The sequence below is a fragment of the Francisella uliginis genome (assembly GCF_001895265.1).
Classification (GTDB): Bacteria; Pseudomonadota; Gammaproteobacteria; order Francisellales; family Francisellaceae; genus Francisella; species Francisella uliginis.
In genome coordinates, this window is the sequence record NZ_CP016796.1 from 1,574,338 (window position 1) to 1,590,018 (window position 15,681).

Sequence of the window (15,681 nt, forward strand, 5' to 3'; positions counted from 1 at the left end):
ATATTATCTTGCGAAAGTTATTACACATATTTAGCAACAATGTTGCTGATATTTTCTACAGTAAAGCCAAAATGTTTAAATAAATCTGCAGCTGGCGCTGACTCACCAAAACTATAGATCCCTTTTACCTCACCCCCAGCTTTTGGCATATATTTATACCACATATCAGGCTGTGCCATTTCTACAAAAACAGCAGGGATGTCATCTTTGATTACTGATTTTTTATATTCTTGACTTTGTGAGTCAAATACTTCTACACAAGGTATAGAAGCTACATTTATCTTTATACCTTTATTCTCAAACTCTTTCGCTGTATTTATAGCTAATTCGACTTCCGATCCAGTAGCAACAATTGTTGCTTTCGCATCAGAATGCTCTTTAACTAAGTAGCCACCTTTTGAGACTTTTATAACTTGTTCTTGGTTTTCAACAGCAGGTTGTAATCCTTGACGAGTTAAAACCATCACACTTGGCGTATCTTTCGATTTAACTGCTTCTTGCCAAGCAATCATTGTCTCAATAGTATCTGCAGGTCTCCAAACGTTAAGATTTGGTATTAATCTTAGACTTGGTACATGCTCTATTGGCTGATGTGTTGGACCATCTTCCCCTAAACCGATAGAGTCATGTGACATAACATGAACTACTGGTTGCTTCATAAGCGCAGACATCCTAATAGCATTTCTAGAATAATCACTAAATACTAAGAATGTACCACCATAAGGCTTTAATCCACCATATAAGCTTAAGCCATTCATAATAGCAGCCATACCAAACTCTCTAACTCCATAAGAAAGATAGTTAGCCCCTTCATCAGTATTATTTAACCAAACAGAACCACTCCAGTTAGTATTATTTGATCCCGTTAAATCCGCTGATCCACCAAACATTTCTGGCATTTTACTGCATAATACTTCTAATGCCATTTGAGAAGCCTTACGTGTAGCTACTTTTACAGGGTTTGCTAACTGAGAGCTAATATATTCGTTAACAGCTGTACCCAATTCAAAAGGTAATTCTTTATTTAAAACTCTATTTAATTCTTCAAATTTAGGACTATCTTTATAGGAATCCCATATTTTTTGCCAATTTTCTTCTAAAACATGGCCCTTCTCTGTTGCATCCCAATATTTATATACATCTTCAGGTACTTCAAATGCTCCATAGCTCCATCCTAGCTCTTTTGCAGCAGAAGCTCTCTCTTGATCACTCAAAGGTGAACCATGAACTGAAGCTGTTCCTGCTTTTTCAGGGGAGCCAAAACCAATAACTGTTTTACAGCATATCAAAGTTGGTTTGTCCTGCTCAGCTTTTGCATCAATAATAGCTTGCTCTATAGAATCAAAATCATGGCCATCAACATCTTTGATAACATTCCAACCATAAGCCTCGAATCTTTCAACTGTATTATCTGTAAACCATCCTTTAGTATCTCCATCAATAGAAATACTGTTATCATCCCAAAAAGCTATTAGTTTATTTAAACCTAAAGTTCCAGCCAAAGAGCATGCCTCATGAGAAACACCTTCCATTAGACAACCATCACCTAAAAATACATAAGTGTGATGATCTATAATTTTAGTCTCAGACGTATTATATCTTTGCGATAAAAGCTTTTCTCCTAGAGCCATACCAACAGCATTTGCAACACCTTGACCTAACGGTCCAGTAGTTGTCTCAACACCTGCAGTATAACCATATTCTGGATGACCAGGAGTTTTCGAATGAAGTTGCCTAAAATCTTTTATATCATCAATTGATACATCATAACCAGATAAGTGTAATAATGAATATAAGAGCATTGAACCATGACCATTTGAAAGTACAAATCTATCACGATTTATCCAATTTGGATTTTTAGGATTATGTTTAAGATATTTTGTCCATAGAACTGTTGCGATATCAGCCATGCCCATAGGCATACCAGGATGTCCTGATTTAGCTTTTAAAGTTGCATCAATAGACAAAAATCTTATAGCGTTTGAAAATTCTTGCGAAATAGATAAAGACATTAGTATTTGACCCTTTATTAGTGATTGTTAAAAATACAAAAACATAATTATTACGATAATACAGTAGAGACTTTCATAAAACAAGAAATCACGCTAGAATATTGTAATTAAAGCTTATGATTTTAAAAAATGAAAGATAGTTTTTATAAAATAAATCACACCATATATTCTAAGCAAAAAAGGGAGTTAGAAAACTACAAAATAATAATCGATGATGTTAAACAAATTTCAGATCTAATATATGATGAAACTCATACTTTCATAGGCGATTTTTCTTTTTTTGAAGAGAAAAACTATCCTTGTATTAAATATACCATTAAGGGAACAATAAAACTTATTTGTCAAAATACTCTAGAACCTTTTGATTATGATTTTAAGGTGTCAAATAGTGTAATAATAGTTGAGGATGACAGATTAGCAGTAGATAGTCTTAACGAGCCTTTTATATGCGAAGATTCAGTCATTGATTTGCGCGGTATTCTGAAAGAAGAAATCATCTTAGATCTACCTTTAGTGCCAAAAAAAGATTCTAACACTTGTAAAAAAGTAAAAAAACATTCATACTATAGCGAACAAGAAAATGTTGTAAAAGAAAAAAGGAATCCTTTTGAGGTTCTTAAAAACTTAAAGTGACATATTTTTTCAATAAAATAAATATAAAATAAGAGGTTATCTAAAATGGCTGTACAACAGGTTAAAAAAAGCAGATCAAGAAGAGATATGAGAAGATCTCACGATTCTTTAACGGCTCCTACTTTATCTACTGATAAGTCAACTGGTGAGTTACACTTAAGACATCACGTATCACCTAACGGCTTTTACAAAGGTAAAAAAGTTGTAGACACAAAATCTGAAGACTAATATTTCGTAAATTACTTCATAATCCGTTTATTAGATTTAATATTTTAATAAGCAAGACTAATTATCTATATAGGAAATTTTATTTATCATGAGTTATAAAATATCTATAGATGCTATGGGTGGTGACAACGGTTTAAATACTACAATCCCTGCAGCTCTTGAAGCAGTAAAGAAAGACTCTAACCTACAGATTGTACTTGTTGGTGACCATCACAAAGTTAAAAGAGCTTTAGACAGATACTCAAAGGTAAAAAAAATAAAACTACCAGTTTTGCAAAGAGTAGCTATCCATCATGCCAGTGAAACAGTTGCCATGGATGAATCTCCTTCTATCGCTGTTAGAAAAAAGAAAGACTCATCAATGCGCGTAGCTATAAACCTTGTCAAAGATGGTACAGTTGATGCTTGTGTCAGCGCTGGAAATACTGGCGCTTTAATGGCTACATCAAAATTCGTTTTAAAAACTGTCAATGGTGTTGATCGTCCTGCTATCGTATATGCACTTCCTGCGTACAATAGAGAAACTGGACAACTAAGCAAAACTTATATGCTTGACCTTGGTGCTAATGTTGTTTGCTCTTCTGAGCAACTTTTCCAATTTGCGATCATGGGATCAATCTTAGCTGCCAGCTCAAAAGGAGTTGCTGAACCTAGAGTTTCACTATTAAATATTGGTGAAGAAGAAATGAAAGGTTTAGACAATATCAAAAATGCGGCTAAACTACTTCAAGGTTGCGACTTCATCAATTACCAAGGTTATATCGAAGGTAAATACATTTTTGATGACTCTACTGATGTTATTGTTTGTGACGGCTTCGTTGGTAACGTATCTTTAAAGACTATGGAAGGTAGCTTAAGGCTTATTGAATCTTTAATAAAAAAATCTATAAGAGAAACTTCTTGGTTAATGAAAGTTCCTGTAGTGATGGCATTACCATTATTTAAGAAAATGAAGACAGGCATGAATCTAGACAGCTTTAATGGGGCTTCATTATTAGGTTTAACAGGAATTGTTGTAAAGAGCCATGGTAGCGCTAGTGCAAATGCTTTTGAAACAGCAATTTATGAAGCAATCAAAGAAATCAAATATAATATTCCTAAAACAATTCAAGAATCTTTAGAAAAAGTTCTTTAATCTTTTTATTCATGATACAATAATTTTTAAGTCCTCAGCTATTAAAGTTTAGCTTTGGATGTTTTTTTTGTTATCAATCTAACTAAAGTAGGTATAACTATATAATGTTTTCACAAATACTAGGTACAGGAAGCTATTTACCTGAAAAAATCTTAACTAATGAAGATATAAGTAAATTTGTAGATACTTCAGATGAATGGATAAAACAAAGAGTTGGAATAGAAAGACGTCATTGTGCAAATGAAAAAGAAACCACCAGCTACATGGCTACTGAAGCTGCAAAGAGAGCTCTTGAGGCAGCAAACTTAGATGCCAATGAAATTGATACAATAATAGTTGCCACAAGCACGGGGGATTTTATAATGCCCTCAACGGCATCTATTGTTCAACAGAACCTAAAAATAACAAATTTCAAAGTTCGTTGTTTTGATGTTTCTGCGGCCTGCAGTGGTTTTGTTTATGCTCTTGATATTGCAAAACAGTATATAGAAAGTTCTAGTTCAAAAAATATATTAGTAATTGGCGCGGAAAAGATGACACGTGTTTTAGATTGGAGTGATCGCTCTACTTGTGTGCTTTTCGGTGATGGTGCTGGAGCTGTAGTTGTTTCAGCAAGCCAAGAAAATAAGATCCTCTCATCTTTATTATTTACAGATGGTTCTTGCCTAGATATGCTAAATGTACCAAATAATCTTCCAAGCTCTAGAGGTCAAAATATTGATATTGACCCATATTTAATTATGGAAGGTAATAAGGTTTTTAAATTTGCTGTATCAAGACTATCTTCTCTAGCTGATGAGCTTATAAAAGAAGCTGGTATAGAACCTAGTGATATTGATTGGCTAGTTCCTCACCAAGCAAATTTTAGAATATTAAATTCAACAGCAAAAAAAATAAATATGCCAATGTCTAAAGTTGTAACAACATTACAAGACCATGGTAATACATCAGCAGCATCTATCCCTTTAGCTTTAGATCATGCTGTAAAAAATAATCAAATTAAACCCGGAGATACGATAATTTCTGAAGCATTTGGTGCTGGATTCGTCTGGGGTGGTTTTATCGCAAAAATATAATCTAAGAGCATTTAATAACTTTTGTCTAACAAGGAGATTTTATTATGTCAAAAATAGCTATAGTTTTCCCAGGTCAAGGTTCACAGAAGCTAGGAATGCTTCAGGATTACTATGAAAAATTTGAAACTTTCAAAAACACTATAGATGAGGCAAAACAACATCTTGGCTACGATCTATGGGATATAGTTCAAAATGATCAAGATGCTTTAAATAAGACTGAATTTACACAGCCTGCATTATTAGCTACAAGCTACGCCATCTTCAAAGTTCTAAAAGAACAAAAACCTGATCTTAATGTAGAGTACTTCGCAGGACATAGCTTAGGCGAGTACACTGCCCTTCTGGCTGCTGGATGTATCTCATATAAGGATGCTTTACAGCTTGTATCTACAAGAGGTAAGCTAATGCAGAGCGCTGTAACTGACAAAGATTGTGCAATGAGTGCTATATTAGGGCTTGCAAATGAAGATGTAGTCCAAGCATGCCAAGAAGCTTCTGATATAGGAGTTGTTGAAGCAGCTAACTTTAATTCAACTGGCCAAGTAGTTATCTCAGGAGAGAAAGCTGCGGTAGAAAAAGCTAATGTGATAGCTAAAGAAAAAGGCGCTAAACGTGCTCAAATTTTAGCAGTTAGTGTTCCATCTCACTGCTCACTAATGAAAGATGCTGCTGATAAGTTTGAAACAGAACTAAATAAAGTAGAGTTCAAAGAGCCTACTACAGCTGTTGTACAAAATTTTGATGCAAAATCACACGATAATCCAGTAGAAATAAAATCAGCAGTTATTAAACAGCTATATAAGCCAGTACTATGGACACAATCAGTAGAAGAGCTAGTTAATCTTGGAGTTTCTGAAGTAATTGAATGTGGGCCAAATAAAGTATTATGTGGACTTATAAAAAGAATAGATAAATCATTAACTATCAAAGATACAAACACAGTAGACAGTTTAGAAAACATTTAAATAGGAGATATAAATGTCTTTAAATGAAAAAGTCGTATTAGTAACAGGTGCAAGCCGAGGAATTGGCTTTGAAATAGCTAATACTGTAGCAAGTAAAGGCGCTATGGTAATAGGAACAGCAACAACTCAAGCTTCTGCAGAAAAATTTGAGAAATCTATGACAGAAAAAGGCTACAGTGCTAAAGGTATGGTACTAAATATTTCTGATGCTGATAGCATCAAGGATTTTTTTGCTCAAATTAAAGCTGAAAAATTAGCCATAGATGTATTAGTAAATAATGCAGGTATTACTCGTGATAATCTAATGATGAGAATGTCAGAAGATGAGTGGAATGCTGTTATAAACACTAATCTTAGTTCTATCTTCCGTATGACAAAAGAGTGTATCCGCGGAATGATGAAAAAAAGATGGGGAAGAGTTATCTCTATTGGTTCTGTAGTTGCCTCTGCTGGTAACCCAGGACAATCAAACTACTGTGCAGCTAAAGCTGGTGTAATTGGTTTTTCAAAATCACTAGCTTATGAAGTTGCTAGTAGAAATATAACTGTCAATGTTGTAGCTCCAGGTTTTATCGCAACAGATATGACTGATAAGCTAACAGATGAGCAAAAATCGTTTATTGCAACAAAAATACCATCAGGTCAAATGGGGGCACCTAAAGATATAGCTGCCACTGTTGCTTTCTTAGCTTCAGAAGATGCTAGATATATCACAGGACAAACTCTTCATGTCAATGGTGGCATGTATATGGCTTAATTTTTGGAAAAATATTGCAAAAATGAATAAAAAATAATATTATTAGGAATGAATGTAAGTTTTTAATTTTTAAAACAAAAATAAGAAGGAAAAAAAGATGAGCGCGAACGAAGTATATGCTAAAGTAAACTCTATCATTGTTGAGCAACTAGGTGTTAAAGAAGAAGATCTTAAACCGGAAGCTTCTTTCATTGATGATTTAGGTGCAGACTCTCTAGATACAGTTGAATTAGTTATGGCTCTAGAAGAAGAATTTGATACTGAGATCCCTGACGAAGATGCTGAAAAAATCAGAACTGTTAAAGATGTTTACGACTATATCGACTCTAAAGTAAACTAATCTAAAATTATCCCATAGTCCGTACGGATTGAGTAATCCGTGCTTTTTCTAAAAGTATATAAACAGGTTAATTTAAATTATGAAATCTAATCGTAGAGTAGTTGTTACTGGCCTTGGTATGGTAACACCTTTAGGAAATGATGTCCCTACGACTTGGGCTAATATTCTAGCTGGTAAAAGTGGTGTAGAAACTATAACTGGTTTTGATACTCCAGCGCCAGATATTAGCGAGTTTAAAGTTAGATTTGCAGCAAGAATTAAAGATTTTGATGTAAATGCGCTTGTAGGAAAAAAAGATGCAAAAAGAGTGGATCCTTTCTGCTACTATGGTATCGCAGCAGCTAATGAAGCTTTAAAAGATGCTGGCATAGACAAAGTATCTGAAGAAGACTCTTATAAATTTGGAGTTTGTGTTAGTTCTGGGATCGGTGGTATAGAAACTTTAGAGGGTACTAAAGCAACTATTGATAAAAAAGGACCATCAAAGATTTCTCCTTTTTGTATACCTTCATCTATTATAAACATGCTTTCTGGAATTATTTCCATAAATCATGGTTTAAGAGGTCCTAACGTACCAATCGTTACTGCATGTACTACAGGTACTCATAATATTGGTATGGCAGCTAGATTGATTGCTAGTGGTGATGCTGATGCTATGCTAGCAGGTGGTTCTGAGAAAGCTAGTAATGCTATTGGTATGGGCGGTTTTGCTGCTGCTAGAGCATTATCTACTAGAAACGATGATCCTCAAGGTGCATCTCGTCCATGGGACAAAGATAGAGATGGATTTGTACTAGGTGACGGTGCAGGTGTTGTAGTACTAGAAGAATATGAAAAAGCAAAAGCACGTGGCGCTAAAATCTACGCAGAAGTTGTTGGCTTTGGTATGTCTGCTGATGGATATCATATGACTATGCCATATGCAGCTGGACAAGAAAGATGTGTACAAAATGCCCTAGCAGATGCTGATCTTGATAAAACTCCTGAGGCTATTGACTATGTTAATGCTCATGGTACATCAACTCCTCTAGGAGATGTTCAAGAAAGTCAAGTTGTTGAGAAAATGATTGGTCAATATAGAAAAGATCTTGTAATGAGTTCTACTAAATCTATGACTGGACATTTACTTGGTGCAGCTGGTGCAATTGAATCTATATTTAGTGTATTAGCAATTAAAGACCAAGTAGCTCCACCTACAATTAACCTAGAAAATCTAGATGAAGGTTGTAATTTAGATTATGCTGCTAATGCTGCTAAGAAAATGAAAATAGACTATGTACTAAATAATTCATTTGGATTTGGTGGTACAAATGGTTCTGTAATTTTCAAAAAAGTCTAATATTCAATTAATTTTTTGAACAATCTTTTAAAAGCCACCCTAGTGGCTTTTTTTATGCCCAGGAGAAAAATATGCAAATTCATATTATTGACCTACATTATCTAGTGAATGAAAATGAAGTAGCTAAAATTAGACCATCTCATAGAGATTTCTTAGATGTAGGTTATAAAAAAGGTATCCTTCTAGCATCAGGGCCTAAAATCCCTAAAACAGGAGGAGTTATTTTAGCAATAGGAGATATAGGAGAAATCAAAGAATTTATTAAAAATGATCCTTTTTATATAAATAACATTGCTAAATATAGTTTTAGTAGTTTTGATGCTGTTAAACATGCAATCAAGAATTAAAAAATCCATACATCATTTCTCTTTTTTTACCAAAACCACTATCTTTTTTAACTTTAAAGCCATATTTTTGCAATTGTTTTCTAACTTGAGAGCTAGCTGTAAAAGTTGCAAATGAAGAGCTTAGATTAGAACGTAAAGCCATATTCTTGAATAAATTATCACTCCACATTGTAATATTTCTAGCTGGAGCGAAACCATCTAGAAACCATGAATCTACTTTAGAAAAACTATATTGCTCAATACTATTAATATCATCTATTATCAATTTTAAAACTATATTATCAAAACTAATTTTATTTAGACCTTTTTGAGGTTTATATAACTCTAGAAATCTTTCATAATTATTTAACTGTTCAAAACTATTTAATACTTTTGTAATATCTTCTAAATCCATAGGATATTTTTCAAATGAAATAAACTCTAGCTGAGCATCTTTAGGAGCCACTTTTTGCCAAAGATTAAATGTTAAAGTGAAATTAAGTCCTGTGCCAAAACCAGTCTCACAAATACAAAACTTTTGTTTAGGATTTAAAGAACTGAACTTATCTTCTAAGAAATTATGTTCTAAAAAATTATATGTGCTCTCCTCTACTCCAGAATCACTAGAAAAATAAAAATCATCAAAAATATCTGATTTAGGTGTATTTTCTTGCCAAGTTACTTTTGCAAAATCCATAAAATATAACCTTATTTAAAATGTAAAAGAATTTCTATAACAGAATACCAAATAAGCCTCTTGCTAAAAATAATAGCATGTGTGAAAATAACGTTTTGATATCACCTTTCCTAGAAACCATAATGGAAAATACAATAAAGAATACAACACCTCTAAAAAATAAGCTATTAATAACTTTAATTTGCTATCTTTGTTACTTTTATACAGCTAATGTTGTTTTAGTAACAGGGTCAGTAATGCAACCACTATCAAAATATTTTCATGATAGCGATATTGGTTTTGCATTTACTTTTATTAATGTGGCAATGTGGTTTGCTATATTAGTAATTGGTTATTTAATGACTAAATTCTCTATAAAACTGCTACTTATAGCTGCCGTTGGCATTGGTGTTATATCATCATCAATTACAAGCATAGACCCTTCAATGTTTACCTTAAAAATACTTTTAACAAGTGTAGGTATCACTGGCGGTTTATTTATGGCTATTGGTAGTTACATGATCGTACGTATTTATAATGATCATAAAATAAGAGCTATGAATGTAATCTTTACAGACTTTTTCTTTAGTTTTGGTGGTGCCTTAACACCAATTTTTGCAGCCTATCTAATAACGCAAAACTTTCAATGGTATACAATATATTCTATTTTACAAATCACTGCTATCATTATACTTATTCTAGCTATGTTCGCTGATTTTACTATATTAAATAGACATAAAACAAATGAAAGTACTAAATCAAACTTAAGCTTTTCAACATGGAGCTTTAGTTTATATTGCATAGCTTTTGCAGCATTTTTATTTTTGCTAGCTCAGCTAACTATGACTAGTTATGCACAAACTTATTTCCAAGAAATCTTAGGTTGGGGAACTATTGATGCTAACAAACCATTATCTTACTTCTGGATGGCGCAATGTGTTGGCTTATTTATAAGTCCTCTTATAACAAGAGTTGTTCCTTTAAAATATATCCTGCCAACATTTATGCTAATTGGGTTGGTCGCTTTATCGTGTATCCTTTATATCCCTAGTATGGATATTGTATTAAAGTCTGCTATAGTATTTGGCCTATTTAACTGCTACATTTATGCAGGATTACTAGCTTATGGAACCTTCCAAATAGAAAATGCTCCTCCTACTTTGATTACAACAATTTTACTTTTTGGTACAACAGGTACTGCCCTTTCTACTACTACTGGTGCATTTATTAACAAATATTTTGGCCTGACAAGTGTAATGCATGCTGTAGTGACCTTCTATATAATATCTTTTATACTTGTAATATTGGCTGTTATCTTTTCTAAAGAGCAGAAAAAATCTATCTAAAAATATCAATCATTAATTTTCCTAATAAGACATATCAATTGTTTTAGTTATGAACTTCTATAAAAACATTGTATAGTTTATACAAGATTATCAACAATTATAGAGAAATAACTATGAAAAACTACTTTACACAAAATATGATATTTGGTGTGCTTTTAGTAGCAGCTCTTGCTGCTATAGCATACTTTATTGCTAAAATCCCAGTGATTGAAGATCTTGGAATTAGTCCTTTAATTATAGGTATTGTTTTAGGTATGGCTTTAACACATACTCCAGCAGCTAAAATAATACATCAATGGAAAGAAGGCATAGTTTTTAGTGCTAAAAAGATACTTAGATTTGCAATTATCTTTTATGGTTTTAACTTAACTTTTCAACTTATTGCTTCGGTAGGTTTAGCAGGACTATCTGTTTCAATAATTATGCTAGTCTCTACATTAATATTAGGTATTATTTTAGGAACTAAATTCTTTGGGCTAGATAGAGATAGTTCTATCTTAGTTGCAGCTGGAAGTGCTGTTTGTGGTGCTGCAGCTGTACTAGCGACAGAAGGCACACTAAAATCAGAACCATATAAAGCAGCTATGGCAGTTGGTACAGTAGTACTATTTGGTACAGCAGCTATGTTTCTATATCCTATTCTTATGAAAGCTGGTCTCTTAGGGCATATGACTGATGCTCAATATGGTATCTTTGCTGGAGGTTCTATACATGAAGTTGCCCAAGTTGTAGCTGCTGGTAGTGGTGTAAGTGCTCATGCTGAAGAAGTTGCTGTAACTGTTAAGATGATACGTGTTATGATGTTAGCTCCTATGTTAATAATCATAGGCATATGGTTAGCAAAATCTGCGGCTACTGCTACTGGAAAAATTGGTACTAAACCAGAAAAAGGATCTATCAAAAAAATAATCCCATGGTTTGCTATAGGATTTATTATTGTTGCTGGGTTTAACTCTTTAGATCTTTTACCTGTAACAACTGTAAATAGCATTAGACTAGCTGATCAATTTTTATTAGCTATGGCAATGACAGCTTTAGGATTAGAGACACATGTATCTAAATTCATCCAAGCTGGAATCAAACCTCTAGTGTTAGCTCTAATACTATTTGCATGGTTATTCTTTGGTGGTATAGCTATAACATATGGCATAACTAGCATAATATAACATCTTATTTACCTAAAGCTATCCTATTTTGTTCTTAAATAAGGTATCATATAAAAAAATAATTATTTTTACAAAATCTACACTATGAAACCCATTCTTAATGTTGTAACAACTATCGCTAGAAAAGCTGGAAAAATCATTCTTCAAGCCCAAAATGATCCTAGTACTATAAAAATTTCAAAAAAACCTGATAACTCTGTTGTATCAAATGTTGATGTTGCTGTAGAAAACTTTATTATTGATAATATTAAAAAATCTGGTTTTAATGATTACTTTATAACTGAAGAAAACGGTGAATTTGGTAATAAAGATAGTCGTTTCACTTGGATTATCGACCCTATTGATGGTACAAACAATTTTGTCCATGGATTACCACATTGCTGTATCTCTATAGGTGTAAAAAAGGATGATGATATTGTTCTTGGTGTTATTTATAACCCTTTCTTAGATCTAATGTTTTGTGCTTATAAGGGTCAAGGTGCTCTTTTAAATGGTAAGAAAATTCGTGTAGCACAAAGTCGAGACCTAACTGACACACTTATCTCAGCTTCTCTTAAATACTCACGTAGAATATTTAATGATAGCTATGTTGCCGAGATCATAAAATTACAACAAGTAATATCAGGATATAGATACTCAGGAAGTATCGCTATGGATATGGCGTATGTAGCTGCTGGTTATATTGATGGTTTATGGGCTTGTGGTAATGTAAAAATCTGGGATCTAGCTGCTGGTTATATCATCATGAAAGAAGCTGGTGCTATTGTTACAGATATCCATGGTACAAATAATCTAAGCTCTGGATTAATAGTTGCTGGTAATAAAAAAGTTCAACCTAAACTTATCAAACTGTTAGCAAAACATATTAAACAATAATGAATACTCGAGCTATAGCAGCTAAAGTTATCTTAGATATTCTAGATAAGCAATATTCTCTTTTAACTATCGAACATAAACTTTCAAACTTAGATATATCTGATCAAGATAAGTCTTTTGTTAAGCTTCTATGCTATGAATTCTTTAGAAATTACTTTTCCTTAGAGAAAATTCTAAAGTCCTATATTTCAGAGAAAACTAAACAAAAAGCTAAGATTTTAATAATGCTTGGGATTCTCCAGATTTTTGAGATTAATCAACCACATTATGCAAGCATTAATGAAACAGTTTCAGCGTGCCAAAAACTAAAAATAGTTTGGGCGAAGAAATTAGTTAATGGAGTTCTTAGAAAAGTCCTTAGAAATATAGATAGTCTAACTGAAGAATATAATAACCATAAGAAATATGATATGCCCGAATGGCTTATTAATACACTAAAACAACAGTATCCTAATAGCTATCTAGATATTATACAAGCTAGTAATTCAAAAGCAGATATGTTTGTGCGTTTAAATAGCTCAAAAGACCCTACTAAAGTTATAGAACACTTTAATGAAAGTAATATCCCTTATGTGTCACAGAATGAACTTAAAAACTCAATAAAACTTAAAAAACCAATAGCTGTAGAAAGTAATACACTTTTTCAAAAAGGTTATTTTACAGTTCAAGATTTATCTGCTCAATATGCAGGCTGGATAATTAACCCTCAAAATGAAGACAAAATCTTAGATGCATGTGCTGCCCCAGGAGGGAAAACTTCACATATTTCAGAGCTGGCTCCTAAGGCAGATATTACAGCTATAGATATATTAGATAGGCGCTTAGAGCTTCTTAAAGAAAACTTAAATAGAATATCTCCTAATAATAGTGTAAGAATTGTTAAGCAAGATCTTACAAAAACATTTCATGGTAAATTTAATAAAATAATTCTTGATGCTCCCTGTACAGCTTTAGGAACAATAAGAAGAAATCCTGATATTAAATTACTAAGAAGTAATAATGATGTAAATGATATTACAAAGCTACAAGCTCAGATTTTACAAAATATATGGGATAATAATTTAGAAGATAATGGCTTACTTCTATATGTAACTTGCTCAATTTTAAAGCAAGAAAATCAAGATCAAATAAAAGACTTCTTAGCGAAAAATCATAATGCTCAAATTGTCGAAATAAGCATGCTTGAAGAATATAAAACTGAATATGGTTATCAAATATTGCCAAGTATTGAAAAATGTGACGGTTTCTACTATTGCTTAATTACAAAGACTTCTTCTTTTTAGCAGCTATTTTTTCAGCTGCTTCTTTAGGAGATACAGTTAGTTTTAATTTATTTAGTTGATAGCCATTATCAAAGAAAATATCTTCTATTTTATCTTCAATAGCAAATCCTAGAGCTGTATAAAATGCTAAAGAATGCATATCGTTTGAATATACATAGGCTGTTTCAATACCATATTTTTCAAATAAGTATTTAACTACAGTTTCACCAATACCTTTACCAAAGTATCTAGGGTCTATCGGAGTAAATAGAAGTTCTTTCTCACGAATGCATGAAAAACCAACTATCTCATCATCTATAACTTGTACAAAAGATTTAACATTAGGATCTTTAAAATATTTTTCTTCTAACGTTTCTACTTCTTTGTTAATCTCACTAGTTGTAAGAAATTGACAAGTTTTAGATATACACTCTTCCCAGATAATTAGCATATCTTTAAAATCTTTTGAGGTTGCCTTTCTTATTTGCATTTCAATCCTTTAGCTAAGTAGTTTTATTAAATATAATTTCGAAGTAATTCTACGATAAAGTACAGAGGTTGTAAACTATTATTACGGTTCTAAGAAAAATCGTTTGTAGAAGCTTTTGTCTAAAGATAAATTATTTGGATGAGATCCTGGTTGGCCTTGTGGAACTTTAAGGCCATACTGATTATAAAATTCTATCCAATATTGTGAAACACTAAAGTCTCTTTCAGAAATATAATTAAGTTTATGCTGCGTGAAATATTGTTGTTTGCTTGCTAAGTTAAACGCTTCATGAATTAACTCTGAACAATAAAGCTTTCTTTTTATGTTTGGCAAAAATAAATCATTATAGCTAAAACCTATAAAGTCTTTTGCTTGTGAAATAACTTTATCTAAAAAACTATCACCTTCATTTACTCGTGCAACAAGAATCTTTTTATTTAAATATTTAGATATATTAGCCTTAATTACCCCACCAACCTTTACAGCTTCAATAATTTCTCCAGATCCTATATACAAAGCACAATGATAATAGCTATGTTGAGCATAGCCTCTTGATAATTCAGATATATTTTTCTCAGAACTATCAGAAATAAATAGTACATCACCTTTTCTAAGCATTCTTTAACTCTAAGTATAAAATTGGAAACGGATTACCCTGATGATCAACCTTTGATCGAGATTTAATCACAAAACCATACTTTTTATAAAAGCTTATAGCTCTAGGATTTTGCTCATTTACCTCAACTTTTGTACATTTTCTGTCATTAATAGCGTAATCAAGTAAATATTTACCGATTCTTTTGCCAAAATAGCTTGGAGCTATAAATAACATTTCTATATTATCATTTGCTGTACCAATAAACCCAAGTATTTCATCGCCCTTCTCAAGTACTTTTATATTAATACTATCTAAATAAAAAATCTCTGACCTTATTAGTTTCTTTAAACTCAATATATCATTTTCTGTTAAAAAATCATGCGTTGCTCGAACTGATGCTTCCCATATTTCTATCATCTGATCAAAGTCTTTTTCATAAGCTTCTCGAAGTATCAT

Annotated in this window: 18 protein-coding genes; 13 read left to right on the forward strand and 5 right to left on the reverse strand. The window is 32.4% G+C overall.

Going from position 1 to position 15,681, the window contains the following annotated elements; all coding sequences use genetic code 11:
• Positions 1-20 precede the first annotated feature (20 nt).
• A complete protein-coding gene (gene tkt / locus F7310_RS07350; RefSeq protein ID WP_072712882.1) occupies positions 21-2,012 on the reverse strand; it encodes a transketolase in 1,992 nt (663 codons plus the stop codon).
• 129 nt (positions 2,013-2,141) lie between these two features.
• On the opposite strand from tkt, the gene F7310_RS07355 reads away from it, so the two are divergent.
• The 9 genes from F7310_RS07355 (at position 2,142) to F7310_RS07395 (ending at position 8,832) form a co-directional block, all read left to right on the forward strand.
• Complete coding sequence (locus F7310_RS07355) at positions 2,142-2,645, forward strand: YceD family protein (protein ID WP_072712883.1); 504 nt, start codon at positions 2,142-2,144, stop codon at positions 2,643-2,645.
• Positions 2,646-2,690: 45 nt separating this feature from the next.
• Positions 2,691-2,873 carry a 50S ribosomal protein L32 gene (gene rpmF / locus F7310_RS07360; RefSeq protein WP_072712885.1) on the forward strand — a complete coding sequence of 61 codons (183 nt, stop codon included), beginning with the start codon at positions 2,691-2,693 and terminating at the stop codon, positions 2,871-2,873.
• 88 nt (positions 2,874-2,961) lie between these two features.
• Positions 2,962-4,008: a phosphate acyltransferase PlsX gene (gene plsX / locus F7310_RS07365; RefSeq protein WP_072712886.1), complete on the forward strand. Its 1,047-nt coding sequence runs from the start codon at positions 2,962-2,964 to the stop codon at positions 4,006-4,008.
• Positions 4,009-4,112: 104 nt separating this feature from the next.
• Positions 4,113-5,084, forward strand: a complete 972-nt coding sequence (locus F7310_RS07370) for a beta-ketoacyl-ACP synthase III (RefSeq protein ID WP_072712888.1) — start codon at positions 4,113-4,115, stop codon at positions 5,082-5,084.
• Between the two features lie 44 nt (positions 5,085-5,128).
• Positions 5,129-6,049, forward strand: coding sequence for an ACP S-malonyltransferase (gene fabD / locus F7310_RS07375; protein ID WP_072712889.1), 921 nt, complete (start codon positions 5,129-5,131; stop codon positions 6,047-6,049).
• A 13-nt stretch (positions 6,050-6,062) separates the two neighbouring features.
• The gene (fabG, locus tag F7310_RS07380; RefSeq protein WP_072712891.1) at positions 6,063-6,806 is read left to right on the forward strand and encodes a 3-oxoacyl-ACP reductase FabG; all 744 of its coding nucleotides are present in this window, start codon (positions 6,063-6,065) and stop codon (positions 6,804-6,806) included.
• Between the two features lie 97 nt (positions 6,807-6,903).
• Positions 6,904-7,146, forward strand: coding sequence for an acyl carrier protein (acpP, locus tag F7310_RS07385; RefSeq protein ID WP_004287370.1), 243 nt, complete (start codon positions 6,904-6,906; stop codon positions 7,144-7,146).
• 79 nt (positions 7,147-7,225) lie between these two features.
• Positions 7,226-8,485: a beta-ketoacyl-ACP synthase II gene (gene fabF / locus F7310_RS07390; RefSeq protein WP_072712892.1), complete on the forward strand. Its 1,260-nt coding sequence runs from the start codon at positions 7,226-7,228 to the stop codon at positions 8,483-8,485.
• 71 nt (positions 8,486-8,556) lie between these two features.
• Positions 8,557-8,832: a YciI family protein gene (locus F7310_RS07395; RefSeq protein WP_072712894.1), complete on the forward strand. Its 276-nt coding sequence runs from the start codon at positions 8,557-8,559 to the stop codon at positions 8,830-8,832.
• Here the strand turns inward: F7310_RS07395 and mnmC2 are convergent.
• On the reverse strand, positions 8,822-9,508 hold the full coding sequence (gene mnmC2, locus F7310_RS07400; RefSeq protein WP_072712895.1) for a tRNA (5-methylaminomethyl-2-thiouridine)(34)-methyltransferase MnmC2: 687 nt from the start codon (positions 9,506-9,508) through the stop codon (positions 8,822-8,824). The two genes, F7310_RS07395 and mnmC2, sit on opposite strands and share 11 nt — an antisense overlap.
• A 122-nt stretch (positions 9,509-9,630) precedes the next feature.
• Between mnmC2 and tsgA the strand changes: the two genes are divergently transcribed.
• From tsgA to rsmB, 4 genes are all read left to right on the forward strand, one after another.
• Positions 9,631-10,833, forward strand: a complete 1,203-nt coding sequence (gene tsgA / locus F7310_RS07405; RefSeq protein WP_072712897.1) for an MFS transporter TsgA — start codon at positions 9,631-9,633, stop codon at positions 10,831-10,833.
• A 113-nt stretch (positions 10,834-10,946) separates the two neighbouring features.
• A complete protein-coding gene (locus F7310_RS07410) occupies positions 10,947-11,999 on the forward strand; it encodes a YeiH family protein (protein ID WP_072712898.1) in 1,053 nt (350 codons plus the stop codon).
• Between the two features lie 84 nt (positions 12,000-12,083).
• On the forward strand, positions 12,084-12,875 hold the full coding sequence (locus F7310_RS07415; RefSeq protein ID WP_072712900.1) for an inositol monophosphatase family protein: 792 nt from the start codon (positions 12,084-12,086) through the stop codon (positions 12,873-12,875).
• On the forward strand, positions 12,875-14,158 hold the full coding sequence (gene rsmB / locus F7310_RS07420) for a 16S rRNA (cytosine(967)-C(5))-methyltransferase RsmB (protein ID WP_072712901.1): 1,284 nt from the start codon (positions 12,875-12,877) through the stop codon (positions 14,156-14,158). Before F7310_RS07415 ends, rsmB begins: the two co-directional genes overlap by 1 nt.
• On the opposite strand, the gene F7310_RS07425 is transcribed toward rsmB, so the two are convergent.
• From F7310_RS07425 to F7310_RS07435, 3 genes are all read right to left on the reverse strand, one after another.
• On the reverse strand, positions 14,136-14,627 hold the full coding sequence (locus tag F7310_RS07425) for a GNAT family N-acetyltransferase (RefSeq protein WP_072712903.1): 492 nt from the start codon (positions 14,625-14,627) through the stop codon (positions 14,136-14,138). The genes rsmB and F7310_RS07425 overlap by 23 nt on opposite strands.
• Before the next feature lie 81 nt (positions 14,628-14,708).
• A complete protein-coding gene (locus F7310_RS07430; protein WP_072712905.1) occupies positions 14,709-15,245 on the reverse strand; it encodes a YiiX/YebB-like N1pC/P60 family cysteine hydrolase in 537 nt (178 codons plus the stop codon).
• Positions 15,238-15,681, reverse strand: coding sequence for a GNAT family N-acetyltransferase (locus F7310_RS07435; protein ID WP_072712906.1), 444 nt, complete (start codon positions 15,679-15,681; stop codon positions 15,238-15,240). Before F7310_RS07435 ends, F7310_RS07430 begins: the two co-directional genes overlap by 8 nt.

What these genes read in the sequence shown, in the direction of transcription:
- rsmB (WP_072712901.1), top strand. Translation starts at nt 12,875, where the DNA reads ATGAATACTCGAGCTATAGCAGCTAAAGTTATCTTAGATATTCTAGAT.
- plsX (WP_072712886.1), top strand. Translation starts at nt 2,962, where the DNA reads ATGAGTTATAAAATATCTATAGATGCTATGGGTGGTGACAACGGTTTA.
- tkt (WP_072712882.1), bottom strand. Translation starts at nt 2,012, where the DNA reads ATGTCTTTATCTATTTCGCAAGAATTTTCAAACGCTATAAGATTTTTG.
- F7310_RS07410 (WP_072712898.1), top strand. Translation starts at nt 10,947, where the DNA reads ATGAAAAACTACTTTACACAAAATATGATATTTGGTGTGCTTTTAGTA.
- mnmC2 (WP_072712895.1), bottom strand. Translation starts at nt 9,508, where the DNA reads ATGGATTTTGCAAAAGTAACTTGGCAAGAAAATACACCTAAATCAGAT.
- F7310_RS07415 (WP_072712900.1), top strand. Translation starts at nt 12,084, where the DNA reads ATGAAACCCATTCTTAATGTTGTAACAACTATCGCTAGAAAAGCTGGA.
- fabD (WP_072712889.1), top strand. Translation starts at nt 5,129, where the DNA reads ATGTCAAAAATAGCTATAGTTTTCCCAGGTCAAGGTTCACAGAAGCTA.
- rpmF (WP_072712885.1), top strand. Translation starts at nt 2,691, where the DNA reads ATGGCTGTACAACAGGTTAAAAAAAGCAGATCAAGAAGAGATATGAGA.
- F7310_RS07435 (WP_072712906.1), bottom strand. Translation starts at nt 15,681, where the DNA reads ATGATACTTCGAGAAGCTTATGAAAAAGACTTTGATCAGATGATAGAA.
- tsgA (WP_072712897.1), top strand. Translation starts at nt 9,631, where the DNA reads ATGGAAAATACAATAAAGAATACAACACCTCTAAAAAATAAGCTATTA.
- F7310_RS07430 (WP_072712905.1), bottom strand. Translation starts at nt 15,245, where the DNA reads ATGCTTAGAAAAGGTGATGTACTATTTATTTCTGATAGTTCTGAGAAA.
- F7310_RS07395 (WP_072712894.1), top strand. Translation starts at nt 8,557, where the DNA reads ATGCAAATTCATATTATTGACCTACATTATCTAGTGAATGAAAATGAA.
- acpP (WP_004287370.1), top strand. Translation starts at nt 6,904, where the DNA reads ATGAGCGCGAACGAAGTATATGCTAAAGTAAACTCTATCATTGTTGAG.
- fabF (WP_072712892.1), top strand. Translation starts at nt 7,226, where the DNA reads ATGAAATCTAATCGTAGAGTAGTTGTTACTGGCCTTGGTATGGTAACA.
- F7310_RS07425 (WP_072712903.1), bottom strand. Translation starts at nt 14,627, where the DNA reads ATGCAAATAAGAAAGGCAACCTCAAAAGATTTTAAAGATATGCTAATT.
- F7310_RS07355 (WP_072712883.1), top strand. Translation starts at nt 2,142, where the DNA reads ATGAAAGATAGTTTTTATAAAATAAATCACACCATATATTCTAAGCAA.
- fabG (WP_072712891.1), top strand. Translation starts at nt 6,063, where the DNA reads ATGTCTTTAAATGAAAAAGTCGTATTAGTAACAGGTGCAAGCCGAGGA.
- F7310_RS07370 (WP_072712888.1), top strand. Translation starts at nt 4,113, where the DNA reads ATGTTTTCACAAATACTAGGTACAGGAAGCTATTTACCTGAAAAAATC.